The 25498-nt window shown below is 43.9% G+C and carries 25 protein-coding genes and 1 tRNA gene; 20 read left to right on the forward strand and 6 right to left on the reverse strand.

Translation table 11 applies throughout. The features are described from left to right. The first annotated feature begins 27 nt into the window (after window positions 1–27). The 4 genes from GFB48_RS01805 to GFB48_RS01820 all read left to right on the forward strand — a co-directional run bounded on the left by GFB48_RS01805 (window position 28) and on the right by GFB48_RS01820 (window position 3628). Window positions 28–104 (forward strand) — tRNA-Arg (locus GFB48_RS01805). A gap of 201 nt (window positions 105–305) precedes the next feature. Then, complete coding sequence (gene phoB, locus GFB48_RS01810; protein ID WP_163930547.1) at window positions 306–995, forward strand: phosphate regulon transcriptional regulator PhoB; 690 nt, start codon at window positions 306–308, stop codon at window positions 993–995. Between the two features lie 5 nt (window positions 996–1000). Further along, window positions 1001–2281, forward strand: a complete 1281-nt coding sequence (gene phoR / locus GFB48_RS01815) for a phosphate regulon sensor histidine kinase PhoR (RefSeq protein ID WP_163930549.1) — start codon at window positions 1001–1003, stop codon at window positions 2279–2281. Window positions 2282–2656: 375 nt separating this feature from the next. After that, a complete protein-coding gene (locus GFB48_RS01820) occupies window positions 2657–3628 on the forward strand; it encodes a PstS family phosphate ABC transporter substrate-binding protein (RefSeq protein WP_163930551.1) in 972 nt (323 codons plus the stop codon). Between the two features lie 78 nt (window positions 3629–3706). On the opposite strand, the gene GFB48_RS01825 is transcribed toward GFB48_RS01820, so the two are convergent. Further along, window positions 3707–4195, reverse strand: a complete 489-nt coding sequence (locus GFB48_RS01825) for a glycine cleavage system protein R (protein ID WP_163930553.1) — start codon at window positions 4193–4195, stop codon at window positions 3707–3709. Between the two features lie 92 nt (window positions 4196–4287). Here GFB48_RS01825 and GFB48_RS01830 point away from each other — a divergent pair, with 92 nt between their 5' ends. From GFB48_RS01830 to phoU, 4 genes are all read left to right on the forward strand, one after another. Next, a complete protein-coding gene (locus GFB48_RS01830) occupies window positions 4288–6555 on the forward strand; it encodes an ABC transporter permease subunit (RefSeq protein ID WP_163930555.1) in 2268 nt (755 codons plus the stop codon). 20 nt (window positions 6556–6575) lie between these two features. Beyond that, entirely contained in the window at window positions 6576–8228 is a 1653-nt protein-coding gene (pstA, locus tag GFB48_RS01835) for a phosphate ABC transporter permease PstA (RefSeq protein ID WP_163930557.1), read from the forward strand. 71 nt (window positions 8229–8299) lie between these two features. Beyond that, window positions 8300–9118: a phosphate ABC transporter ATP-binding protein PstB gene (gene pstB / locus GFB48_RS01840; protein WP_163930559.1), complete on the forward strand. Its 819-nt coding sequence runs from the start codon at window positions 8300–8302 to the stop codon at window positions 9116–9118. Window positions 9119–9130: 12 nt separating this feature from the next. Then, window positions 9131–9841 (forward strand): phosphate signaling complex protein PhoU, encoded by a 711-nt coding sequence (phoU, locus tag GFB48_RS01845; RefSeq protein WP_163930561.1) that lies wholly within the window; start codon window positions 9131–9133, stop codon window positions 9839–9841. 69 nt (window positions 9842–9910) lie between these two features. On the opposite strand, the gene GFB48_RS01850 is transcribed toward phoU, so the two are convergent. From GFB48_RS01850 to GFB48_RS01870, 5 genes are read right to left on the reverse strand one after another with little or no spacing between them, the layout of a single operon-like run. Next, window positions 9911–10630, reverse strand: a complete 720-nt coding sequence (locus tag GFB48_RS01850) for an alpha/beta hydrolase (RefSeq protein WP_163930563.1) — start codon at window positions 10628–10630, stop codon at window positions 9911–9913. Then, entirely contained in the window at window positions 10623–11912 is a 1290-nt protein-coding gene (locus GFB48_RS01855) for an MFS transporter (protein ID WP_205597660.1), read from the reverse strand. The genes GFB48_RS01850 and GFB48_RS01855 overlap by 8 nt, the downstream gene beginning before the upstream one ends. A gap of 10 nt (window positions 11913–11922) precedes the next feature. Further along, window positions 11923–12738: a hypothetical protein gene (locus GFB48_RS01860; RefSeq protein WP_163930565.1), complete on the reverse strand. Its 816-nt coding sequence runs from the start codon at window positions 12736–12738 to the stop codon at window positions 11923–11925. 15 nt (window positions 12739–12753) lie between these two features. Continuing rightward, window positions 12754–13545: an SDR family oxidoreductase gene (locus GFB48_RS01865; RefSeq protein ID WP_163930566.1), complete on the reverse strand. Its 792-nt coding sequence runs from the start codon at window positions 13543–13545 to the stop codon at window positions 12754–12756. Beyond that, the gene (locus tag GFB48_RS01870; RefSeq protein ID WP_163930568.1) at window positions 13542–14402 is read right to left on the reverse strand and encodes an NAD-dependent epimerase/dehydratase family protein; all 861 of its coding nucleotides are present in this window, start codon (window positions 14400–14402) and stop codon (window positions 13542–13544) included. Before GFB48_RS01870 ends, GFB48_RS01865 begins: the two co-directional genes overlap by 4 nt. Window positions 14403–14516: 114 nt before the next feature. On the opposite strand from GFB48_RS01870, the gene GFB48_RS01875 reads away from it, so the two are divergent. The 12 genes from GFB48_RS01875 to GFB48_RS01930 all read left to right on the forward strand — a co-directional run bounded on the left by GFB48_RS01875 (window position 14517) and on the right by GFB48_RS01930 (window position 25263). Then, the gene (locus GFB48_RS01875; RefSeq protein ID WP_163930570.1) at window positions 14517–16157 is read left to right on the forward strand and encodes a nitrilase-related carbon-nitrogen hydrolase; all 1641 of its coding nucleotides are present in this window, start codon (window positions 14517–14519) and stop codon (window positions 16155–16157) included. Beyond that, window positions 16154–16621 (forward strand): VOC family protein, encoded by a 468-nt coding sequence (locus tag GFB48_RS01880; RefSeq protein WP_163930573.1) that lies wholly within the window; start codon window positions 16154–16156, stop codon window positions 16619–16621. The genes GFB48_RS01875 and GFB48_RS01880 overlap by 4 nt, the downstream gene beginning before the upstream one ends. Continuing rightward, on the forward strand, window positions 16608–17279 hold the full coding sequence (locus GFB48_RS01885) for a hypothetical protein (RefSeq protein WP_163930574.1): 672 nt from the start codon (window positions 16608–16610) through the stop codon (window positions 17277–17279). Before GFB48_RS01880 ends, GFB48_RS01885 begins: the two co-directional genes overlap by 14 nt. Before the next feature lie 74 nt (window positions 17280–17353). After that, window positions 17354–17662 carry an REDY-like protein HapK gene (locus GFB48_RS01890; protein WP_163930576.1) on the forward strand — a complete coding sequence of 103 codons (309 nt, stop codon included), beginning with the start codon at window positions 17354–17356 and terminating at the stop codon, window positions 17660–17662. 9 nt (window positions 17663–17671) lie between these two features. Then, a complete protein-coding gene (locus tag GFB48_RS01895; RefSeq protein WP_163930578.1) occupies window positions 17672–18514 on the forward strand; it encodes an SDR family NAD(P)-dependent oxidoreductase in 843 nt (280 codons plus the stop codon). Window positions 18515–18826: 312 nt separating this feature from the next. Continuing rightward, window positions 18827–20086, forward strand: coding sequence for a dicarboxylate/amino acid:cation symporter (locus GFB48_RS01900; protein WP_163930580.1), 1260 nt, complete (start codon window positions 18827–18829; stop codon window positions 20084–20086). A gap of 189 nt (window positions 20087–20275) precedes the next feature. Further along, window positions 20276–20887, forward strand: coding sequence for an FKBP-type peptidyl-prolyl cis-trans isomerase N-terminal domain-containing protein (locus GFB48_RS01905; protein ID WP_163930582.1), 612 nt, complete (start codon window positions 20276–20278; stop codon window positions 20885–20887). Next, complete coding sequence (ung, locus tag GFB48_RS01910) at window positions 20880–21542, forward strand: uracil-DNA glycosylase (RefSeq protein ID WP_163930584.1); 663 nt, start codon at window positions 20880–20882, stop codon at window positions 21540–21542. Before GFB48_RS01905 ends, ung begins: the two co-directional genes overlap by 8 nt. A 289-nt stretch (window positions 21543–21831) precedes the next feature. Next, window positions 21832–22695, forward strand: coding sequence for a polysaccharide deacetylase family protein (locus GFB48_RS01915; RefSeq protein WP_163930586.1), 864 nt, complete (start codon window positions 21832–21834; stop codon window positions 22693–22695). A 1-nt stretch (window position 22696) separates the two neighbouring features. Next, entirely contained in the window at window positions 22697–23533 is an 837-nt protein-coding gene (locus tag GFB48_RS01920) for a CoA ester lyase (RefSeq protein WP_163930588.1), read from the forward strand. A 5-nt stretch (window positions 23534–23538) separates the two neighbouring features. Beyond that, the gene (locus tag GFB48_RS01925) at window positions 23539–24057 is read left to right on the forward strand and encodes a MaoC family dehydratase (RefSeq protein ID WP_163930590.1); all 519 of its coding nucleotides are present in this window, start codon (window positions 23539–23541) and stop codon (window positions 24055–24057) included. A gap of 30 nt (window positions 24058–24087) precedes the next feature. Further along, complete coding sequence (locus GFB48_RS01930; RefSeq protein WP_163930592.1) at window positions 24088–25263, forward strand: acyl-CoA dehydrogenase family protein; 1176 nt, start codon at window positions 24088–24090, stop codon at window positions 25261–25263. The last annotated feature ends 235 nt before the right edge of the window (window positions 25264–25498 follow it).

Consider the following 25498-nt stretch of genomic DNA (forward strand, 5'->3'; position numbering starts at 1 on the left):
CACAGATTATCAACTACTGCCTATTGCGCGTCCGTAGCTCAGCTGGATAGAGTACCTGGCTACGAACCAGGCGGTCGGAGGTTCGAATCCTCCCGGACGCGCCATCATTCATTGGTTTTCGAAACCATCCCTCAAAATGATTAAAATGTCGCTATGTTGCTGCCTATTTGGCACTTCAGTGAAATTTATGTTCATTATCAAACATATCAAGGTTTTATTTGTCATTAGTATTAGAAGTGACATAATACTGTAATATAAACTTCTCATAATCATATTAAATTGATTTAATGGCTATGGTAAAAACAATGGCGGCGAGAATTTTAGTTGTAGAGGATGAATCAGCTATCCGTGAAATGCTCACTTTTGTGTTGGAACAACATGGATTTAATATCGTTTCGGCAGAAGATTTTGACAGTGCTGAAGCTAGGCTGGTTGAACCTTATCCAGATCTTATTTTACTTGATTGGATGTTTCCTGGCGGTGGTGGGATCCAGTTTGCTAAACAGATAAAATCTGATGAATTCACCCGTCAGATCCCGATTATTATGTTGACTGCCCGTGGTGAAGAAGAAGATAAAGTAAAAGGTTTAGAGGTTGGTGCTGATGATTACGTCACTAAGCCTTTCTCACCTAAAGAATTAATCGCAAGAATTAAAGCGGTGTTAAGGCGCGCTGCACCTACCCGTTTAGAAGAGGCCATAGAGATTGGTGGCTTAAGTTTAGATCCTGTCAGTCATCGAGTAATGGCAAACGAGCAGGCCATAGAGATGGGGCCGACAGAATTTAAATTGTTGCACTTTTTTATGACGCACCTAGAGCGTGTGTATTCCCGTGAACAATTACTCGATCATGTATGGGGAACAAATGTTTATGTTGAAGACCGTACTGTCGATGTGCATATTCGTCGTCTTCGTAAAGCAATGGAAAATACTGGTCATGATAAATTTATTCAAACTGTTCGTGGTTCGGGTTATCGATTTTCCACTAGAGTATAGTGTAGATGTTTAAAACTTTTACTCGCCTAAAGTTAGCCACCAGAATAAGTGGCTATTTTTCTCTAGCTTTACTGATCGGTTTAATAACGGATCAAATCCTCTTATCTTCTCTGATCATTTGCATCATTTTACTTATCTGGCATTACCGTCAAATTTTTCGTTTAAGTCATTGGCTTTGGGAAGATAGGAAATTTACCCCACCTACTGGCCGAGGCAGTTGGGAAATTGTGTTTAATGGTATTTATCGTCTACAAGGAAAACAGCGTAAACGCAGTAATCAGTTAGCAAAATTATTAGCTCGTTTTCGTGAAGGTGCAGAAGCATTACCTGACGCTGCGATAGTATTAGATTCTGATTTCGCTATTTTATGGTGCAATAAACTTGCTTGTTTAATCTTGGGGTTACGTTGGCCTCAAGACAGTCATCAACGAATAGATAACCTTATCCGTCAACCAGAATTTGTGCGCTATTTGCGCAGGAAAAATTTTGATGAGCCCTTAGAGTTGCCATCCCACCTAGCTGAGGCTAGAACTATAGAATTTCGAGTGATGCCATATGGTGATAATCAGTATTTGATGGTCGCGCGTGATATGACTCGCTTGAGGCAACTTGAAAAAATGCGCAAAGAATTTGTCGCTAATGTGTCTCATGAACTAAAAACGCCACTAACAGTATTGCAAGGTTATGTCGAATTACTTGAAGGTATGGACAATGATGGTTTACCTATTCCAGTGAAGCCAATGCAGCAGCAAACTGAGCGTATGCGAGATATGGTTGAACAGCTGTTGACCCTGTCAAAAATTGAAGTCGGCGAGGGCATTGATCTCAATAGCAAAGTCGATATCCATGGTCTATTTAAAACCCTTCAAGAAGAAGCTGAGGCTTTGGCAAAAGGGGAGCATAAACTTGAGTTTAATATTGATTCTAGTATTCAGATAGCTGGTGAATATTCATTAATTTATAGCGCTTGTTCTAACTTGATTTCGAATGCGATTCGTTACAGTGAAGCAACAAAAATAGTGATCAACTGGCAAAGAACCTCTCTGGGAGCTGAATTTAGCGTGCATGACAACGGCAAAGGCATCGATGCCAGACATATCCCCAGATTAACCGAAAGATTTTATCGTATTGACAAGGGCCGCTCCTCTGCAAATGGAGGAACAGGTTTAGGGTTAGCAATTGTTAAACACGCTTTGAGTCACCACCATACAAAATTAAGCATTTATTCTGAAGTGGGTAAAGGGAGTCGTTTCAGTTTTACTATCCCACCGACTCTGATTAAGTAATAAAAAAGGCGCGTAAGCGCCTTTTTTATTTAGGTCGCTACGCTACGAGAGCACTTCGCTCCGAGATCGGGCTCCGCCCTTCGAGGGCGTCACTTCGTGACTGCGAGAAAAAACTTGAGTACAGAGTACGGATGTACTGAAGTCCGTAATCCGTAATCCCTCGGTTCTCGAAGGCGAAGCCGCTCTCGTTTCTCGCTTCTGTGCTCTGTAGCAACGAAGTTGCGTTCTGTAGGGCGCAGCCCGTGCTAAAGGCCGAAGGCCGTACTATTTTTTTCGCTGTAACATAAGTGTCACCTTTAGGTCATATAATTGTCATCGGAAGTTAGGATACTGACCACGTTGAAAATTAACACGCTTATTAAATGGAGCACAACAATGAAACTTAAACAGATTGCTAGCGCTTTGGCTTTAACTGCAGCTGCAGCCTTTTCTGCAAACTCAATTGCCGCAGTTGAAAAAGGCATTCCAGTTTACCAAAAAACTAGCGGCGTTTCAGGTAACCTTTCTTCTGTGGGTTCGGATACCCTAGCGAACATGATGACCCTATGGGCTGAAGAATTTAAACATATTTATCCTAACGTAAACGTACAAATTCAAGCCGCGGGTTCTTCAACGGCGCCACCGGCACTAACTGAAGGTACGTCTCAGTTTGGCCCGATGAGCCGCGCAATGAAATCAAGCGAAATTGAAGCGTTTGAAAAACATTACGGTTACAAGCCTACCGCAATCAGAGTGGCAATTGATGCTCTAGCGGTGTTTGTACACAAAGATAACCCAATTGAAGGTCTGTCAATTGCTCAAGTAGACGGTATTTTCTCGGCGACCAATAAGTGTCGTGGCGAAAACATTGAGCGTTGGGGGGAAGCGGGCCTAACAGGTGCATGGGCCAACCGTGACATACAGCTCTACGGTCGTAACTCGGTATCTGGAACTTACGGTTACTTCAAGAAAAAAGCCCTTTGTAAAGGGGACTTCAAAGCGAACGTAAATGAGCAACCAGGCTCAGCATCGGTAGTATCTTCAATTACTGGCTCTTTAAATGCGATTGGCTACTCAGGTATTGGTTACCAAACGGCTGGGGTTAAAGCGGTAGCGATTGCTAAGAAAGGTACTAAATACGTTGCTGCAACTAAAGAGAATGCCGCAAATGGTAAGTACCCACTATCTCGATTCCTCTACGTTTACGTGAACAAGCACCCTAACAAGCCGCTGGCACCAATGGAGCGTGAATTTATTAAGTTCATTCTTTCTCAAGAAGGTCAGCAAATCGTAGTCAAAGATGGTTACGTAGCATTACCTGCAGGGGTCGTTCAAGCAGATCTTAAAAAGGCGGGTATCGAGCTTTAATCAATAATCCAACCTACACAGAAGCCACTCAGTTTGTTGAGTGGCTTTTTGTGTTTTTACAATAAGCGTTTGTTGCCCCTAATCAATTTGAATATCGTCACCAAGCTCATATAGTGCGTCTTTCAGTTGTTCTATGGTGTCGCGATTGCTGCTATCTACCGTGATCTCAGCGTGAAATAGCGCAATTCCTGAGTGGCTGGCACTGCTGCGGTAACTGGTCATCTTTTCAATGTTTAAGCCCTGTCCAGAGATGATTTTTGAAATGGCCTGAACGAATCCGATACGGTCATAACCCACAGTGGTAAAGGTGGTTAATTCGGTGGCTTTATGCTGATTATCGATTGGGCTTACTAGCAAAGACAGTTTGTCAATTTGCTGTAATTTTTCAGTAATCGTTGCAATGTTATCGGCACCGGCATCCAGTACAATAATAGCCGCAAAAATATGATATTGGTGGGACAATTCAGATTCCAGCCAATTACCGTGGTTGTCCTTGATTATATTGGAGATTTTTTCGACTAAGCCTTGCTCATCGGGCGCTTGTAGGTTGATTAAATAGCGTGGCATAAAACAGTCCTTATCCTTGTAATATTGCTGTCACATAGTTGAAATATACTTGGCAGCAGTTAAGTTGCGAAAGCTAAATTTTTGAGGTTTAAATGGAACAACGGGGTGCTCAACCTGTGACACAAGACAAACTAAATCTAACGGGTTCCCAATCGGGCTGGCGTCAATTTAAAGATAAGTTTGTTGGTTATGGCGTTACCTTTGGTGGCACCATGGTGCTTGTGGCACTTTTATTGATATTCTTCTACTTACTGTACGTAGTCAAGCCAGTTTTTGACTCTGCACAAGTCAGCCAAGGAATTTCGATTTCTTATAATGATAATGTACAGACCGTCTACATCGGTTCTGACGAGCAAAACGAAATCGCTTACCGCTTTACCTCAGAGGGTAAACTGAATTTTTATGATCTTGTCGGTAAGCAAGGTGTGCCGGGTGCTCTGATCCAAAGTGACAGCATTGCCCAGGGCGGTAAGGTCGTGGCAACAGCCCATGCTATGACCCATCAGGAAACCTTTGCTGCGGCAACCGATGATGGTTACGTCTACCTCGTTAAACCAAAGTTTTCGGTAAGCTACCCAAATGATGTGCGTACAATCACCCCTAAGTTAGATTTCGACCTTGCTCCAGAGGGGATTGAGATTTCTGAAGAGGGGGGGGACATCGCTAAGCTGACCTTTGGTTACGACGATGATGCCATGACCTTTGCATTTGTTGACCAAGCGGGAGATTTGCAGCTGACTAAGGTAGAGGGTGAGGTTAACTTTATTACCGAAGAAGTGGAATGGTCGAGCAGCTTTGCCGAGGTTTCAGAGGCACCAAAGGGCATTGTAAAAATGCTAGTGACCCCTAACCAAGCCGAATTATTTATTCTTGATGACCAACGCCAAGTTTACCTGTTTGATATTGAAGATGCCGATGATGTGCGTCTAAAGCAAGTGCTAGAAGTTGCAGAAGGTAAAGCAGGCATTAGCGATATTACGCTATTAGCCGGCGCCAGCTCTTTGCTCGTAAGTTCTGATAATGGCCTGATTTCACAATGGTTTGAAGTTAAAGACGAACGTGGTCGTTCATACCAGCGTATCCGTGATTTTGACGCAGGCTTTGCGGTTAAGCAGTTATCTACTGAGTTCTTCCGTAAGAGTTTTGCCGCCATCGGTGAAAATGGTGAGCAGGCAATCTTCTACACCACTTCCCACCGTGAAGTATTAAACATCAAGTTTGAACTAAACCAAGTCACCAAAGCTGGCTTTAACGTCCGTGCTAACTCGTTAATGCTTGATACCACTAATGGTGCCACATTCTTTATTGTTGATAACCCACATCCAGAGATTTCTTGGTCTGGTTTATGGCAAAAAGTGTGGTATGAAGGTTACCCAGAGGCCCAATACATCTGGCAATCGACTTCGGCAACCGAAGACTTTGAAGCCAAATTAAGTTTAACCCCACTGGTATTCGGTACCATGAAGGCAGCGTTTTACGCCATGCTGTTTGCGGTGCCAATTGCTATTGCTGGTGCGGTTTACACAGCCTACTTTATGTCACCAAAAATCCGCGGCTTTGTTAAGCCAACGGTTGAGTTGATGGAAGCTCTGCCAACGGTAATTCTAGGTTTCTTGGCGGGTTTATGGTTAGCGCCTTTAGTGGAGGAAAATTTACCTGGCTTGGTAATGACCATAGTGCTATTACCTGTAACTATGATTGTGACCGCGTTTGCTTACCATAAGATGCCAAAATCTTGGAAAGTGTATATTTCTGAAGATTACCGTGAACTTATCTTATTACCCATTCTGTTATTCGTTGGTTGGGCGGCATTTGCAATGAGCCCTATGGTTGAGATGTGGTTATTCGATGGCGATTCACGTGCCTACATTACTAATGAGCTAGGCATTACCTTTGACCAGCGTAATGCTTTGGTTGTTGGTGTGGCCATGGGCTTCGCGGTCATTCCAACCATTTTCTCGATTGCTGAAGATGCGGTGTTTAGTGTGCCTAAGCATTTATCTAATGGTTCATTAGCCCTAGGTGCAACCCAGTGGCAAACCCTAACTCGCGTAGTGTTACTGACCGCTAGCCCAGGTATTTTCTCTGCGGTAATGATGGGGCTAGGTCGCGCAGTTGGCGAAACCATGATTGTATTAATGGCAACGGGTAACACCCCAATTATGGAGTGGAGTTTCTTTGAGGGGATGCGCACCTTAGCGGCGAACATTGCAGTAGAAATGCCTGAGTCAGCCATTGGCTCAACCCACTACCGAGTGCTTTTCTTAGCGGCGTTTGTGTTATTTATCTTCACATTCTGCTTTAACACTATTGCTGAGTTTGTTCGCCAGCGACTGCGTGAACGTTACAGTTCACTGTAATTTAGAGGTAATAAAAACCCATGAATAAGTGGTTTAAATCAGGCTCGCCATGGATTTGGATGACGGGCGGTGCAGTCAGCTTATCTTTGATAGCAGTATTAGGATTACTATTATTAATCGCCTGGCGTGGTCTAACATACTTTTGGCCAGGCACAGTTTTCCAATGGGAAATCCAACATGAGGGCGGTGAAGTTCACCGCGTGATTGGTGAATTGTATGATACCGAAGAAGTCCCTGTTACACGTCTGCGTGAATCAGGTCTTAACCTGGAAGGGATTAATGACGAAACCCTAGAGCGTTACCTCATTAAAACCGGTAACCGTGAGTTAGTAAGCTTAGACTTCCGTTGGGAACTGCAAAGCGACATTATTTCACGCACGGCTCCAGAAGGCATTGCGGTATTCGAGCGTATTAAAAATGGTAATTTTTACGGTTACCCCAAAGCGCTTTTAGAAAACGGTCAGCCAGTAGTGACTGACAACTTTGAGCAAGAGCTACAAGCTCGGATCGAACGTGTACTAGAAATTTCTGACCGAGCTAACAGTCTGCAGAAATCTGAAATTGGTGCGGTAAACTGGGAGTTAGAGCAACTTCGTTTAGAGGAACGTGGCCTAGAGTTAGAAGGCAAGCTTACTCCAGCTAAAGTGGCTGAGTTTGAAGCCAAGCGTCAGCAGTTAAATGCCGATTATGCGGTGCTTGAAAAAGAACTGTTTGCCCTTCGTGATGAAGCGGCTCGGGACAAAGTTATCGTAGTAGACATGGAAGGTAACGACATTACCCTGAAGATGGATTCTATCTTAGGTGTGATGTACTCCAACCGTTTATCCGTGCTAGATAAAATGGGCGCATGGTTACACGGGGTAAGCAATTTTATAACCTCAGACCCACGTGAAGCTAACACAGAGGGCGGTGTGTTCCCAGCAATTTTCGGTACCATTTTCATGGTGCTGCTAATGGCGGTTATCGTAACTCCATTTGGTGTGGTGGCTGCTATTTACCTGCACGAATACGCTAAAAAGGGGGCCGTTACCAAGATGATTCGCATCGCGGTAATTAACCTAGCCGGTGTACCTTCAATTGTATACGGCGTATTTGGCTTAGGCTTTTTTGTTTATATGGTAGGTGGCTCGATTGATGATCTGTTCTACCCAGAAGCCGCACCAGCGCCAATGTTTGGTAGCCCAGGGGTATTATGGTCAGCACTCACCCTAGCGATTTTAACGCTGCCGGTGGTGATTGTATCAACCGAGGAAGGTTTATCACGTATTCCTAGCTCTGTGCGCCAAGGCTCGTTAGCCCTTGGGGCAACGAAGGCAGAAACCCTGCTGCGTATTGTGATCCCTATGGCAAGCCCAGCCATTATGACAGGACTTATTTTAGCGGTCGCCCGTGCTGCGGGTGAGGTCGCACCTTTGATGTTAGTGGGGGTGGTTAAGCTAGCGCCTAATCTACCTTTGGATGGCAACTTTCCTTATATACACTTAGAGCGTAAATTTATGCACTTAGGCTTCCATATTTACGATGTAGGCTTTCAAAGCCCGAACGTAGAAGCGGCGCGACCACTGGTATATGCCACTTCATTTCTACTAGTGAGTGTGATTGTGGCGTTGAACTTGACCGCCATTAGTGTGCGTAACCGTTTACGTGAAAAGTATCGCTCTTTAGAGCACTAATAAAAAATTAATAACGCCCATATGGCAAACAACACGGATATGGGCTGCTGTTAAAGAGCAGGTAAATTAACATGATTACTATTGAGACAAATAACTCTGACCACCAAGTGCTAGACTTACAAAACCTAACTAAAGAGCAAACTGCTGTAGAAATAAAAGATTTAGATCTTTTTTACGGTGACAAGCAAGCTCTGTCTAAAATCTCGATGAAGATTCCTAAAAACCGTGTAACGGCATTTATTGGGCCATCGGGCTGCGGTAAATCAACGCTGCTGCGTTGTATAAATCGTATGAATGACTTAGTCGAGATCTGCCGTATTGAGGGTGCAATTAACCTTCATGACCAAAATATCTACGACAAAGCCGTAGATGTAGCAACCTTACGTCGTAATGTCGGTATGGTATTTCAGCGTCCAAACCCGTTTCCTAAATCAATTTACGAGAACGTGATTTACGGGTTACGTCTACAGGGCATCAAAGATAAGCGTACCCTTGATGAAGCGGTAGAAAAAGCACTTCGAGGTGCGGCATTATGGGATGAAGTAAAAGATCGTTTATATGATAGCGCCTTTGGCTTATCTGGCGGTCAGCAGCAGCGTCTAGTGATTGCTCGTGCGATTGCGATTGAACCAGAAGTACTGCTACTTGATGAACCTACTTCTGCTCTGGATCCAATTTCTACTTTGGTCATTGAAGAGCTGATCACTGAACTTAAGAAGAATTATACTGTGATCATTGTAACTCACAACATGCAGCAAGCGGCGCGTGTGTCTGATCAAACCGCCTTTATGTATATGGGAGAATTGATCGAATACAGCGATACTAATACTTTATTTACGACTCCAAGTAAGAAGAAAACGGAAGACTACATTACTGGTCGTTACGGTTAATAGGAAACAATGATGGACAATATTAATTTAACCAAACATATTTCTGGCCAGTTTAACGCTGATTTAGAAGATGTGCGCAATCGTATGATGACGATGGGCGGTTTAGTAGAGCAACAGCTCGAATACTCTTTGAATGCCCTGGTAAATAATGATCCAGAACTTGCCGAAAAAGTAATTGACAATGAGAGAGTCGTCAATGGCATGGAAGTGACCATTGATGAAGATTGTTCTCGGATCATTGCTAAGCGTCAGCCAGCGGCCAGTGATTTACGCTTAATTCTGTCTATTATGAAAAGTGTGACTGAGCTTGAGCGTATTGCGGACAGTGCCGAGCGCATTGCCAAAACCGCACTGAATAAAGATGCCCGTGCCCAGCGTGGCATGATTGTCAGCCTGGATAACATGGGTCGTCAGTCATTAAAAATGCTAAACCAGACCCTAGATGCATTGGCGCGTATGGATGCTGAAGCAGCGTTGGCGATCCATAAGCAAGACAATGCTATCGATCTAGAATATGAAGCCATGGTGCGACAATTAATGACCTTTATGATGGAAGATCCACGCTCAATTCCGAACGTACTCGAAGTGCTTTGGGCGGCCCGCGCTCTAGAACGAGTCGGTGACCGTTGTCAGAACATTACTGAAAATATTATCTACTTTGTAAAAGGTAAGGACGTGCGTCACGCCAGTTATGAAGATATTGAGCGCCATGTAGATTTGTAATGCATAGCTTGTCTACCACAAAGCCAGCGTAAAGCTGGCTTTGTGGTTTGTTTAAGTCGCTAAGGATAATTACTGGCGTATAAATTGTGAAGTAAGCTCAACTACTTGGCGGATCTGCTCTTGGCGAGAAATCAGATCTTGCTGCTGGTTCTGACTGTCATCAAAATAGCCATACTGCCAATGATTCCCCCTTTGTATTTCGCTAAAATGACTGTTATCGGGTAAATATTTCATATTGTTAGCGACTTTGGCTTGAGTCGATTGTAGGTCATGGCTAGCGGCGATAGAAAGTACCGGCAAATCAATATAAGAAATATCGCTTGCAGGATAAGCAGCCCAAAGAATTAAGCCAACCAGTTTGTGACTGTTCTCTTTAGCATATTGAGCAGCAGCTACGCCTCCGAGGGAGTGACCGATAAGATACCAACGACTAATTTGCGGATTGGCGGCCATGACCTCATCAGCTTTATTAATGCCAAGGAAAGCAGTATTAAGTGGCATAGGCACCATAAATGTGGCGACATCCGATTCAGTAAGCTGACGCATCACAGGGGCAAAAGTATCCACATGGGTTTTGCCACCAGGGTAGAAAATTACCCCTGTGCTGGTTTGGTCATCAGGAATAAAGCTAATGAAGTCGTTATGGATGACTTGCACGCGGTCACTGCTTTGATAGGCACTGTGGCCAACTTGTTCTTGGTAAGGGAAGGGCACGGACATATAAGCCGCAACCGCAGCCACCATTAACACCACTAACCCAATGAGACTTAAAAGAATTTTTTTAAACATTGGTGACTCCTTGTAAGACTTGCTGATCCTTAGCTCTGACCCATAATGACCAGACCCATACACTTAGGTTTAAAATGCCAAATAATACAAATGGTGCGCTTTGACCGATGTGACTAAATAGGTAACCGCCGCCAGCTGTACCTACTAAAATACCAATGGCACCCGCAACCCCAAAAAAGCCAAAAATGGCACCACGCTGGGCCTCTGGAGCTTGTTCACCGGCTAACGCTTGGGAAGAAACAAACGCTGAAATCTCAGCGATACCCATAACAAATAGCAACGCCTTTACCCAATCGGCACTGGGATCGCTGACAAAAAACATGGAGGTATAGATGACTCCGGCTAAACCTGAGGCAATGCTGACGGCGGTAACGCGGTTGATTTTATCTGCCAGCAGTCCCATTAAAATGGCGCCTACAGCCGCCCCCAAGACCACCATGATCACGCTTGGCATCACCAACTGTGCCATGGCTTCACTGACGGTTAAATTCAAGTTGTTAATACCATGCTGGGTTAACCATAATCCCATAAAGGCACCGGTTACCGCTAAGTCTCCACGGGAAATAAACGCCGCGCCATAGGAAAGAGCGATTTTAGGTTGTTTACCCACAGCCGCCCCTTTTTTCAGGTTTAACCAGAAAGGTTCAGGCTTGGCTGTGATGTCTTTTTTAGCCATACCAAATAACGCGGCGGCAATGGCAAATACACCCATAGCACCCGCTACCGCCCAAGTCGCTTGCTGTGCAGCCACTTGGGTCATACCGTCTTCGACAAACTTTTGTGGCAGACCAGCCAAAATAGGTGGGATAAAGGCCCCCAGAGTTGCCACTAAACCTTGGAAACCATTGGCGCGACCACGGCTTTCATTGAGGGTGTAATCTGCCACTACGGTCACCATCATGGTCACCATAGCAGCACTGCCAAAAGCGATAATTAGGCGGTAGATGATGAGTTCGTTAATGCTGCTGGCGGTGCCATACAGCGCGAAGCCTAGGGCGGTAAAAAACAACCCAAACAGATACATTCTACGGCGACCACATTTATCAGAATAACTGCCATAAAGGGCCATCATAATAATAAATACCGCCTCTTGAATCGCCCCTAGCATACCGGTTACGGCACCTTGGTGGGATTGCTCGACACCTATGGTTTGCAATAAACCAGGTTGTAAAATAGATAAGGCTCCGGCATAGGCAGAGGATATTAGAACCACAAAAAGGTAACTATAAAAGTTACCTTTGGTGATCCCAGAGCTGAGTTTTACTCCGAGAGTTTGCGCCATAATCTTCCCTTTATTTGGTGATGTCGCGCATCTGTGCACGACCCATGCGTAAATCAATCATATTCTGTACTTGGTCTTCACCAAATACCTGCGCTGCCAATTTATTCATCGGATCGCGGGCATAACCCATCTCACGAATAATATGGTCATCCTTTTGCAATTCTGGACGCTTAAGTGGCGGCACTGGCTCGGCTTCATCGAGCCATTTAAGCCAACGGTCAACCTTCTTATTGAGGTATGCTTCATACACATCTAGGTTTTCATCGTTGAGGTCACCAATCAATGAAATGGTCGATGGGTTGGTAATGGCACGCATATAGGTGCCATGGCTAACTGACCAGCTAAAGTTAGGGTTACCACGGAATTTTAAGTACTCATCGTTAGTTTCACCGCCATAGTACTTATCTAGGTAATCGACATCGGTTAGAAGGTTACGGCGGGGGGTGTAGTCACAGTAACAAAACAGCTTTGGTACGGTACCAATAACGATAACTAGATGGGGAACATCGGTTTCTTGACCTAAAAATACCGTAGTATTCATATCTAAAATGCTGGCTTTGCGGTTACCTAGCCAAGAGTTAACTAACCACTCTACTCCAGGGCCGGTCCATGCTTTAAATGAACCCTCAAACTCGCCATTTGGTGAGGTGTAGTATTCCCTGTCGAAGGTGGATGGGTGTTGTTTTAAGTGTGGGAAACGCTGGGCAATTTTGTCCTTTAGGCCTTGTAAAATATTCCAAGAGCGTTGCCAATAATGGCTCACATCAACATCTGGATTTTCAGCTAAAAACTCATCGAGAGTCTTGGTCGCGGTTGCAGTTGTCATAGTAATTCTCCTTGGTTACAGACCGAATTTAATGAATTTGTCTGGTGGCGTTATAAATTTAGCTTTAAATATTCTTTGCTTGATTTTCCATGGCGTTAACCAAGCAATTTTACTGCCGCTGTGCTGAGTTGAGATGATTTTGTTTGCCAAAAAAGGGCTCACATCAGCAACGGTATCGCAAAGCACATTGGCCAGATTTCTAGTAAGCTGAAAATGCTTATAGTTAGCTTTTGCTTCACGAATCACCCCTTCAGTGATCACCATCCCAGGACGGACTTTTAAAACACAGATTTCATCTTTAAGTTCATGCACTAGAGCATCAGTAAAATAATTTAATGCACGTTTAGTGGTGCCATATACCGCCATACCAGGAAAGTATTCCCCATCACTGCCGCCGCCTAAAACAGTGACAATTTTTCCTCTATATGGATCTTTTGCCTGTTTTAGCATGCCATTAGCTGCAATTTTGGAGGCATTAATAGTGCCGAGTATATTGGTTTGAACCATGGTTTCTATTTCAGCATCAGGGGTGTCTAAAAATGACCAAACGGTTCTTGCAAGGGCGGCATTGTTAATCCAAATGTCCACACGTCCAAACTGGCTTTGCGCCTCATCCCATAGATGTTGTAATTGCGGTTTGCTGGTGCTATCACATATTGAACTGCTGATCCGGGGATGGTTTTTAGTCACTTCATCTAAAGCTATTTGATCTCGACCAGAAATCATTACCTGATGGCCAAGACGGCTAAACTCAATTGCTAAGCCCTTGCCAATCCCCTTTGAACCACCAGTGATGACGATATTCATATGTTGTCACCAAGCCACTGAGAATTTGGATCCCCATGGTTAACTTGATAGCCAGTTTGGTAAATTTTGGTTGACGAAATAGCACGATTGGGCGCTTTTATCTGATTTAAAAATTCCAGCCTAGGCCAATCATGGCTGTCGCATATCGCGTCAAATACTTGTTTATTGGTGGCGGGGATACGGGTATTGTCACAAACATTATAGATGCCAGTTAAATCATGAGTGATTGCGTGGATGACGGAGTTGACCACATCCTCAAAATGGATGGCATATAATGGTGCATGGGCACCAAAAATAGCTTTACCACCAAAGTAATCAATGGCTAATTTAACCCGTGACGGGAAGTCCATATCCCCTGGCGCTCCATACATATCGGGATAACGTAAAACACACCCTTGTGGGTTAGCTAAAATATGATTTTCGGCGGCTTGATAATATTTTGATGATGGCTCTTGGTGATTCGAAGTTGGGGTGCTTTCATTAATTGCTTCAATACCTTCGCCACCATCGCCATAGACTGAAAAAGAGGATAAAAATATGACTCTGGGGCAAGCTTTAGCGGCATTTTGGCAGCTAAGTTCTAAAACTTCATGGTAGTGTATTTCACGCTCTTCAAGGGTACGAGTCTGTTTTACATTAGGTGCTACAGTGACAATAATTAAGTCTTTATCGGCACCCGCTTGGGCCACTTTTTCGGCTTCATTGCCTTTAAGTAAATAGACTTTTTCAACGAGAGGTTGTAACTCTTCTATTTTAGCTGCAGTGGTTGTGGTGCCACTGACTTTATGTCCTAACTGCTGTAATTGGCTGGCTAATGCTTTACCAATATGACCCATACCAATGATCAATATGTTCATAATTTAAACCTTTATCGTTAATAAGCTAAGTTGGCGCTGAAATATTGTTATCAAGTTGTTATAATAGTGGTAATAATGTATTAACTATATAACAAATGTCAAAAGGGGTAAGGGATGACCACTAGAGTAGCTGCATTACAATTTAAAACAGGATTAGATTTAGCAGAAAACCTAGCCACTTGCTTAAAGATGATTGATGAGGCGGCTAAGTGTTCGCCGCAGTTGATGCTGTTGCCAGAGTTTTGCAATGCCTTATCTTGGTATCAAGATCAGCACCATGCTTTTGAGTTAGCCCTTACTTTAGACTCTGACTTTTTGAGTCAAATTGCCAGTAAAGCAAAGCAACATAACTGTCATATTATCGTTAATGTCACCCTAAGAAGAAGTGAAACAGATATTAATGCTATTAGTGTTAGCTCTTGTTTGTTTGACGCTAATGGTGAATTAGTTCATATCGCAGATAAACAATCATTAATGGGCCATGAGAATGATTTTTTTATTAAGGCTAAATACCCTGCCAAAGTGGCTGAGACTCAATTAGGGAAGCTTGGGATCTTTCCTTGTCGTGATGGTGTGACCTTTGAAGTCGCTAAAATACTGGGCTTACAGGGAGCGCAATTATTATGTGATTCGCTTAATTCTTTCGCTTTTGACGAGGCCAGTTTGCATGTGCCAGCCCGAGCCATTGAAAATGGTATTCCATTGATTTCAAGTAATAAGGTTGGACCATTAATTCCAGAGGAATTATTAGATGAAGTCTCTAAAGCTACTGGGATAGCTAAAAACTTGCTCTATGGAGCAGGGGAAAGTCAAATTATTGATGGCAATGGTCAAGTGTTAGCGAAGGCCAGTAAAGATAAACAACAATATATTTATGCCGATATTGAGTTAGGTAATTTTAAAACTCAATTACAACAACTTAGGCGCCCACAAATTTACAATAGTTTAAGTTGTGCTTATGCACCTAAAGACCAGCCTCAAGCTTTGGCGGCAGAGGTAGTGTTATGGACACCTGACTCATCTGCCAATAGCTATAATGAGCTGGTTAACTTCATTGAAGAAAATAGCTTCGACATTTTAGTGCTGCCAAGTAATGTATTTGGGCAATTATCACGTTCTCAAATTGATCGTTTGGTCGATAGAATTTTACCGCAACAATATTTATGTTTTAGTACCTCAGCAGAACATGGCGAGCTTGGTTTGCTAATTAGTGGCAGTGGTGTATTGATTAGGCAAAGGCCGTTGCATGAAGATTATCAATCTCAGACATGCCAATTGTTAGCAGATAAAGTTGAATACTATGATAGCAAGTTTGGCCGCTTAGGGATCTTATTAAGCTCAGATTGGCGTCACCCTGAAGCTGCCAAGTTAGCGGCGCTTGCTGGGGTTGATTTGATTTTATCACCTGCAGCGGTGAAAGAGCCTTGGCTTAATAGCCATGGTTTTGCTTCTAGAGCCGCTGAGAATCGTGTCGCTATTGCAGTTTGTTCAGATCCTAACACCGACTTAGCGGGGGGCGTTTACTATTTGCAGTCAGACTTTACGTTACTCAGTCAGTGGCAACAGCGGCAGTATGATGGCTATATTAATCAGCCAATTATAGTGCTTCAAAAGCCAAACCAACTTTTAAAGCAAGAAATAAATCTCGCCAATAGCCGGAATAAGTTGATGTCGGCCAACACCCATTTATTAGCAGATAGGCCATGGGATCGAAGTGCTTTACTATCGCAAATTAATAGTGGAGTCAGTGAGTGAGGGCGCAGACAGAGGACATTTTACAGCAGCATATTGTTGGTTTAGCTCATATCGGGATCACTTGCGATGATATTGTTAATGAAGTACAACAATTTTGCCAATTATATGGCATCGACCAAGATACGGTACAGTGGCTAGAGCTGGAATCGGAAAAATATTTTGCCTTTATCTGTTTTGCCGGCCAAACCTTTGAGTTTATTAACTCAGCAGTAGGCCCATTTAAAGAGTTGGTAACTAAAAGCCTGAGGGCTGGTGGTGGTCTTAATCACCTAGCTTGGTATGTCAAAAGTATTGATAAGGCGCTGTGCTGTTTGAAAAAAAATAATGTAACAGCAGGTTATGTCACTCAATCTGGGCCAATAAAGCTACAAAATAAGAAAATCGTTTATTTAGATCCTAGCAGTTGTGGGGGGCATTTGATTGAGCTGATCGAATTACAGGAGGTTGGAGATGCAACTGAGTGAGGTTTTTAACTCGCCAAAGGGGGTCCGTTGGTTAACTCAGGGGAATTATGGCTATGTTCATAACGGCAATAAGTTTGATATTTGTGAGCGATGGCGTCAAGGCGTCAACTTTAAAGGTGAGACTTATATTCAAAGCTTTCGCTATTCCGCGATGGCCAGTTCAATGCTCAAAGTACAAAGCTGTGTCGATAGACAGGGTGCCAGTAAGATCATCATAGAATTTGAATGTGGTGATTTAGATAAAATTATTACCCATGTGCAGGGTAGCGCTGAACGCTGGATCTGGCAAAAAACGGACGCAACTGGTGCGGTTTTGGAGAGTGGTGAATTTCAACAAGGAATATTTTTTCCATTGTTAAGGATTTTTGAAGGTGCCATCATAGAAGCACTAAAGCAGTCTCCAGCGACATTGATCCTGCCTGATATTCGACTCAGTGCCAAACCTTCTCAAAAACTGTCCCTATACAGTGAAACTCGTCATAGCTTTGAAGTCGCACCACTATCAAAGCACCAAGGTGCGCATTTTCGCTTTATTGGCGGTGAATATGATGCTGATAATGCCTATTTTGTGGTGAGGGATCATTTATTACAGTTTTATCAGTGGCAAACCCAATCCATGGGGACTTGGCAGGTGAGCCTAGATTGGAAAAAGCTTTAGACCTTGATAAAAATCATTAGCAGTTTCAATAACTTTTGGGATGCTAGCAATACACTCACATAAGGAATATGACCATGACTTCGATTGTAGTGCTGTTTAACCTTAAAACCGATGCGGATGTTGCAAAATATGAACGTTGGGCGATTGATACTGATTTACCTACAGCTGGTGGTTTAGCATCTGTAGAGCTGTTTGAAGTATTGAAAACCAAGGGGGTGCTGATGAGCGATGACAAACCACCCTATCAATATATCGAGATTCTAAAGATTAATGACATGGAACAATTTGCTACTGATGTCGCCAGTGAGAGCATGCAACAAGTGGCAGCCCAATTCCAAAGTTTTGCCGATAACCCCTTGTTTATCCTTTGTGAACATATCTAAGGGGGCAGCATGGCACAATATCAAGATTTAGCTGGCAAGGTGGCAGTGATCACAGGTGCGGGGCGTAAGTTAGGCTTAGGAGAAGCCATGGCTAAGCGTCTGGCCGAGGAGGGCGTGAAGGTTATCCTTACTGATATTCGTCCCAAAGGCCAAGATTCGGACTTTGATAGCCACTTGGGAACCGGTGGAGAGTTAGAGCAGATAGTTAACGACATTAATGACTCAGGTGGTGAAGCTTATGGTTATTTTTGTGATGTTACCAATGCCGATGAGGTAGCAGCAACCGCACAGTATGCAGTTGATACCCTTGGCGCTCTGGACATCTGGATAAATAATGCTGGTGTCGGTTTTATCATGAAGCCAATTCTCGAAATGGATGTCGGCGACTGGGATAAAGTGTTAGACGTCAATCTCAGAGGCACATTCTACGGCATTAAGTTTGCTGCTGAGCAAATGGTAAAACAGGGTAAAGGCGGTAAGATTATTAATATTGGTTCACAGGCATCCAAATCAGGTTTTGCCCATGCCAGTGCCTACACCACTTCAAAGCATGGTATGACAGGGTTAACCCGTGTTGCTGCCATGGAACTAGGCCCCCATGGTATAAACGTTAACCAGATATGCCCTAACCATGTTACCACCGGCTTAGGCAAGTGGCAGAATCAACACTTCTCTGAGGTGACAGGTAAGGGCCATGACAAATATATGCAAGATATGCGTGATCGCATTCCACTAGGCCGCCCAGGATTACAACAGGATATTGCCAAGGCCTGTGCTTTTTTATGTTCTGAGCAAGCACAATATATTACTGCGGAAGCGCTGAATGTATCCGGTGGCGAAGAATATCATTAATCGCTGTAGATAAAATGGCTGCTGGTGCAGCCTATCATCCATTAGGGGGAGTAATGCCCTAATGCATCAGGATTTAAAGTTCCAGTCAATTTAGGATAACTTGTCCGACCTCTCAAAAATCAGAGCTGTATGTTAATTTTATGCTATTGCAATTATTGCTTCGATGTTAACTGGTGTTAAGGTTCCGGTGTTGATTTGCAGGTAATCACACTTTTTGGATATTCCCCCCTTGAGAGTCAAATATGCCCCTCGTAGGATTCTAGTCAGATACACATTAACTCAAAAATAACTGACTAAGGCATGGGTGCAACAATGTTTAAAACTCAAACCTCTAGAATCTTTTTAGGCCTGTTTGCGGGCCTATTGATTGGTAGCATAATTCAATATGATTTCCCTCGCGTGGAATTCTTACATACCACCTTCCTTGAGGTAATATCTGGTCTGGGCAGCATGTTTGTCCACCTAATTATGCTGCTGGTTGTGCCTCTAGTGTTCTTCTCTATTGTTGCCGGCATTGTCGAATTACAAGACATCAAGTCATTTGGCCGCCTAGGTGGTAAAACCTTCTTTCTATATCTAGTTAATACCGTATTAGCCATCTTGGCTACGATGGCAATTGCACTTGCTTTTGAGCCTGGGTTAGGTTTGACGCTAGCTGGTGACAAGCAAGCAACCTTAGGTAGCACAAGCCTACCAAGCTTCTTAGATATGATTGTAAACATCATCCCTTCTAACCCTGCGCGTGCTTTTGTTGAAGGTGATATGTTACAAATCATCTTTATGGCAATCCTGACTGGGGCGGCGATTAAGTCTCTAGGGGAAGTGGCAAAACCAGCTGAAAAGTTCTTCAAAATGGGCAACACCATTATGCTGAAGATGATCAACATGGTAATGACCCTAGCGCCACTGGGTGTATTTGTTCTGATGATTAAATTAGGCGCAACCTTGTCGGCGTCAATGATGATTGATGTTGCAGGCTATATTGCTATGGCAGTTGGTTTGATGGTGTTTTGGTCTATGGTGTTTTACCCGTTTATCATCAGTCTAACAACGGATATTTCAGCGTCTGAATTCCGCCGTAAAACTCGTGAACAGTTTATTTTTGCCGTATCAACTTCAAGTTCTTCTGCGACGATGCCAGTAACCATGCGCACTCTGACCGATGGCCTAAAGGTTAAGAAGTCTATAGCCGGTTTTGGTGTGCCAATGGGGGCAACCATGAATATGAGTGGTGCGGCCATTTACATTGGTATGGCAGCATTCTTTATTGGCAACGCATTCGGACAACCTATTACCTCTGATCAATTACTCACCTTAGGTGTGAGTGTGTTTTTATTGAGTGTTGGCGCTGGCGCAGTACCTGGTGGCGGTGTGGTCATGGTGGGCGTACTGATTCACCAAATGGGTTTACCAGTAGAATCAATAGCCATTATTGCTGCCATTGACCGCATTAAAGATATGTTTGCCACCGCGACTAACGTAGTGGGAGACTCAGCGGTGATTACTTTGGTGGATGCATCAGAGAAAGGTGAAGAAGCACTTCAAGCTGAACAAAAAACCGCTCAAGCATAAAATAAAATGAGCAATTAATTATAAAGGGAGCTTCGGCTCCTTTTTTGTTTTTAAGGCAAAAATAAGCACTTTGATTGGTGAAGTTTTTAGCATGATTTTTCGATTGTTATGATTAGAGAGCTGAGTCACTATTATGTTAATCTTAATTAGGTAGACTAAAACTCTAGCAATCATTTGGGAGAGCAGCTTATGGACACCTTAGAAAAAAAAATCAGTTATATTATGGGAAGAGAATTGGCTGAACAACTACTACCGCAAGCCTTTAAGGGAATGAATATTAAAATTGTGCAGCAGGCTATTATGGACACCTTTAGCCGACAACCATGGCCATTTGATGAAAGCCAAGTTGAAGACCTTAAAGAATTGTTTATTAACCAACAGCGACAGCAGCAAGAGCAAGGTGCCGCTGAACTTGAAGCATTGAGTCAAAGGTTTTTTGCAGATAATGCAAAGCGTGCTGAAGTGTTCAGCCATAGTACTGGTGTTCAATATGAAATCGTCGAGCCGGGCAGTGATGCTATTGCATTTAGTCCTAATGCCAAATTTATTATTCATCACCAAACATTTTTGTTAGATGGTCGTTTAGTTGATAGTTCTTTACACTTAGATGAACCTAACCAATGGTTACCTACTCAGATGCCGCTAGGTTGGATGGTGGCATTAAAGGATATGCAAAAAGGATCAAAGTGGCGCGTATTTATTCCAAGTCATCTGGCTTATGGTGAAGAAGGTACTCAAACCATTCCTGGTAATTCGCCAGTAGTGTGTGAAATCCAGTTAATTGATGTCATAAATGGATAAGCACTGGGAGTCATTGCTGGCACCATTAATGGCGCTGCAACCTTATCAACGGGCCTTGGCTTATTCGCAGCAGCGCCGAGCTGCTGGCGTTGAGGTCTACCCGCCAGAGTCACAAATATTAAATGCCTTTGATGCTTGTCCGTTGGATAAGCTCAAAGTAGTGATCCTAGGGCAGGATCCATACCACGGAGAGGGCCAGGCCCATGGCTTAAGCTTTTCGGTACAAGCTGGGGTTAAGACGCCGCCGTCACTGGTTAATATGTATAAGGAATTGGCGACAGATATCAGCGACTTTAGCATCCCTAACCATGGTAACTTGCAGGCTTGGGCAGAGCAGGGAGTGTTGTTGTTAAATTCGGTACTCACGGTAGAAAAAGCCTCACCCAATAGCCATAAAGACATTGGTTGGAGCCAGTTTACTGACAGTGTCATTAAAGCCATTTCAGACAGTCAGCATAATGTGGTATTTGTGCTTTGGGGCGGATTCGCCAAGAAAAAAGCCAAGCTGATAGATGCCAGCAAGCATCTAGTACTTACTGGACCTCATCCCTCACCATTATCAGCTTACCGTGGCTTTTTTGGTTGTCAGCATTTTTCAAAAATTAATGACTACTTAGCAGAGCATAATCAGCCTATTGTCGATTGGCAAAATTAATAACCTGTAAACAGCAGCGATTTAGCTGCTGTTTTTGTCATTAGGTTCTGTAAGCTTTGCAGTGATGGAGCCAATAGGTGTGTTCGTTGCTTACCACAGAAAAAGCGCAGCAATTGAGCGGTGGTGGTTGCAGCCAACAAACGTAAGTACAGTTGCAATGGCTGATCTAAAGTAAACCTTAAAGTTCGACAAACCCTATTGCTTTACTCTTTAATTATTGACTGATCTCAATTGAACAATAGTGTTTTAGGAGTATTTTTATCCTTAACCGTTAATTAAGGATAACAAGATGCCGAAGCAATACCCTTGGCCGAATGATGCCCGCCTAGCCATGTCCATTGTTGTCAACGTGGAAGAAGGTTCAGAATATACCGTTAAAGATGGCGATAAAGGCATGGAGCCGGTGGATGAGCTGGGGGTGAGTCTGAAAAAGCCTATTCGTAACTATGGTAACGAATCTAACTACCAATACGGCATTAAAGAGGGTGCCGCCAGGGTCTTAAAGCTATTAGAAACCTATAAAATCCGTGCCACTTGGACCGCGGCAGCGGTTTCCCTGGAACGGGCTCCTTGGTTGGCCGATGCCATTAGCTGCCGTGGCGATGAAGTGTGTTCCCATGGTTATCGCTGGATCCACCAGTTCCGTATGGACGAAGAGACCGAACGTCAATTTATTCGAGATGCCGCAGATTCGATTGAGCGTACCACAGGTAGCCGCCCTAAGGGCTGGTTGAGCCGTTATTTACTGACTGAGAACACTCGCCGCTTACTGCAAGAGGAAGGCTATACCTATCACATGGATGATTATTCCTGTGATGCGCCATTTTGGGATGGGGTAAATGGTTCAGATGAACCTATGGTGATCGTGCCCTACGCCCTTGATTCTAATGATATGAAGATGTGGACATCGCCTTCATATACCCCTGAAGCTTGGCTGAAATACGCTAAAGATAGCTTTGATACCTTGTACGAAGAAGGTGCAGAACAAACCCGCATGATGAGCTTAGGCTTGCACTTACGCATTATTGGCCGACCGGGTCGTATTTGGGCGTTAAAAGAATTCTTAGCCTATGTATCAAGTCATTCTGATGTTTGGTTTGCTACCCGTGAGCAAATCCGCGATCACTTCGCATCCAACGTAGAGGCGCAATAATATGGCGCTTATACGTTCGTTATTATTTGTTCCGGGTAACCGCCCGCAACGTTTTGCCAAAGCCTATAACGCCGGTAGTGATCTGATTTGTATCGACCTTGAGGACGCCGTCCCCCTTGCTGATAAAAATCAGGCCCGTGAACAGGTACAGGCTTATATTGAAAACCAGCGTGATATTTGTGTGCGTATTAACCCCCTTGATAGTGAAGAGGGACTCAGGGACCTTGAAGCCCTAGCCAAAGCACCGCCAACTGTGATCATGCTGGCCAAGTGTCAATCGGCCCAGCAAGTAGAGCAAGCCAACCGCGCTTTGGCGGCCACCGATTGCCAAATTATCCCTTTGATAGAATCTATTGCCGGCCTTGAAAACGCTAAAGACATTGCCAGCTGTGACAACCTAAAAGCGATGATGTTTGGCGGTGCCGATATGGCATCAGAGCTGAGGTGTGCCTTTAGCTATGAGCCGTTATTAATGGTTCGCAGTCAATTAGTACTGGCGGCGGCTAAATATAATATTGATTTGATTGATGTGCCATTTATAGATGTTAAAGATGAACAGGGCTTGCTTGAAGAAACCCGCAAAGTTCGCGCCCTTGGTTTTACCGGCAAAGCGGCCATCCACCCTAAGCAGCTGGCGGGCATTCACCAGGGTTTTTTGCCAAGTGTCAAACAGCTTGAGTTTGCTAATGAGGTGATTGCGGCGTTTGAGAAGAGTCAAAGCTCGGTGTTAGTGATAGATGGCAAGATGATCGACAAACCTATTATTGAAGCTTGTCAGCGTCATTTGGCGCTTGCTCAGGCAGCAGCAAAAGACGGCATCGGCCAATTGAAGGAATAATAAAAATGGTACAAAAAGTAAAAAAAGTCGGTGAAAATCGTTACCGCGAAACATTTGGTCGCAGCTATGAAGAATTCCATATTGGTGATATTTACGAGCACCGTCCGGGCCGAACGATCACTAAAACCGATAATACTTGGTTTACTCTGCTAACCATGAATACTCACCCAATGCACTTCGATGATGAGTACGCCAAAGCCTCTGAATTCGAGCGCTGTATCGTTTGTTCTCCCTTTACGGTGGCATTAATGGTTGGAATGTCGGTTACTGATGTAAGCCAAAAAGCCATTGCTAACCTAGGTTGGGATGACATTAAGCTGACTCATCCATTATTTGAAGGTGACACCCTAACGGCTGAATCTGAAGTGTTAGATAAGCGAGAATCTAAGTCTCGTCCAGGAGCGGGGATAGTTACAGTCAAGACCACGGGCTTTAATCAAGATGGTCAAGTGGTATGTACCTTTGTTAGGAAAATGCTTATTGCTAAAGAAGGTCATAGCGTTGAAGAACGTGTTAACTATTAATCTGTGCAGTTTCAAAATAAGGAAAGCATCATGAGCGAAACATGGTCAAAAGAAGATGAAATTGCCATCTTAGACATGATTAATAAATGGGTTGAAAATGAAGTTCGACCCATTGCTAAAGAGCACGATCACGGTGATATTTACCCCCACGCCCTCGTTGAGCAAATGAAAGATTTGGGATTATTTGGCGCGACCATAGGCCAAGAGTGGGGCGGTTTAGGTTTACCCGCATCTATTTACGCCAAAATTGTCATGAAAGTGGCCAGTGCTTGGATGGCGCCGGGTGGCATCTTTAATTCGCACCTTATTCAAGCCTCTGCGATTGAGCGTTGTGGTACCCAAGGGCAAAAAGATAAGTTCTTACCCCGCATGGCCAGCGGTGAAATGCGCGGGGGTATTGCCCTAACTGAGCCCAACTGTGGTTCTGACTTACAGGCGATTACCACGACTGCGGTGCGTGATGGTGATGATTACATTATCAATGGTACCAAAACTTGGATCACTAATTCACTGCATGGTAATTCGTTAGCGGTGTTGGTAAAAACCGATACTCAGATTCAGCCGCGACATAAAGGGACGTCAATGTTTATCGTTGAAACCAAAGATGCTGATGGTAATTACTTAGCAGGTGTGAAGGTGTCTAAGCTTGAGAAAATGGGCTACCGCGCAATTGACTCTTGTGAAGTGGTATTTGAAGACTTCCGTGTACCAGCCGCTAACCTGATTGGTCTTGAAGAAGGTAAAGGCTTTAAGCAAGCGGTAGGTGGTCTAGAGCTTGGCCGTATTAACGTGGCGGCCCGTGGTGCGGGTGTTGCCCAAGGTTCACTAGAGCTGGCAGCCCGTTATGCCCAAGAGCGTCACACCATGGGTAAACCGATTTGTGAGCACCAAGCCATTCAGCTAAAAATTGGTGAGATGGCGGCAAAAGTAGAAGCTTCACGTCTGCTGATTGAGCAAGCTGCGGCCAAGTACGATGCCCATGAGCGTTGTGACATGGAAGCGGGCATGGCGAAATACTTCGCATCAGAAGCAGGTATGTACTGCTCTAACGAAGCCATGCGTATTTTTGGTGGTTACTGTTACTCGAAAGAGTATGACATCGAGCGTTACTATCGCGATGCACTGTTAATGTGTATTGGTGAGGGGACGAATGAGATGCAGAGGATTATTATCTCGAAACAGTACATAGCAAAGAACCCAATCTAGCTCTGCTTCGTCAGCATCATTTATGCAGCGTTGACTGCAAAAGCCGACCCGAGTCATTTAGGCAAGCTAAACTCCCCGGGCTCGCCTTTAATCATAAAAGGCGTCCTGTCTTTTTCCCTGCGGGCAGCTAAAGCTTTTCCTGAAAGCTTGGTGATGCCTTGTTATCACTTCGCAATGCTTGTAATTACGTTCTGCTTCGTCAGCACCATTTATGCTACGTTGCTGCTAACTTTCA

Source organism: Paraferrimonas sp. SM1919 (assembly GCF_010993985.1).
GTDB lineage: Bacteria > Pseudomonadota > Gammaproteobacteria > Enterobacterales > Shewanellaceae > SM1919.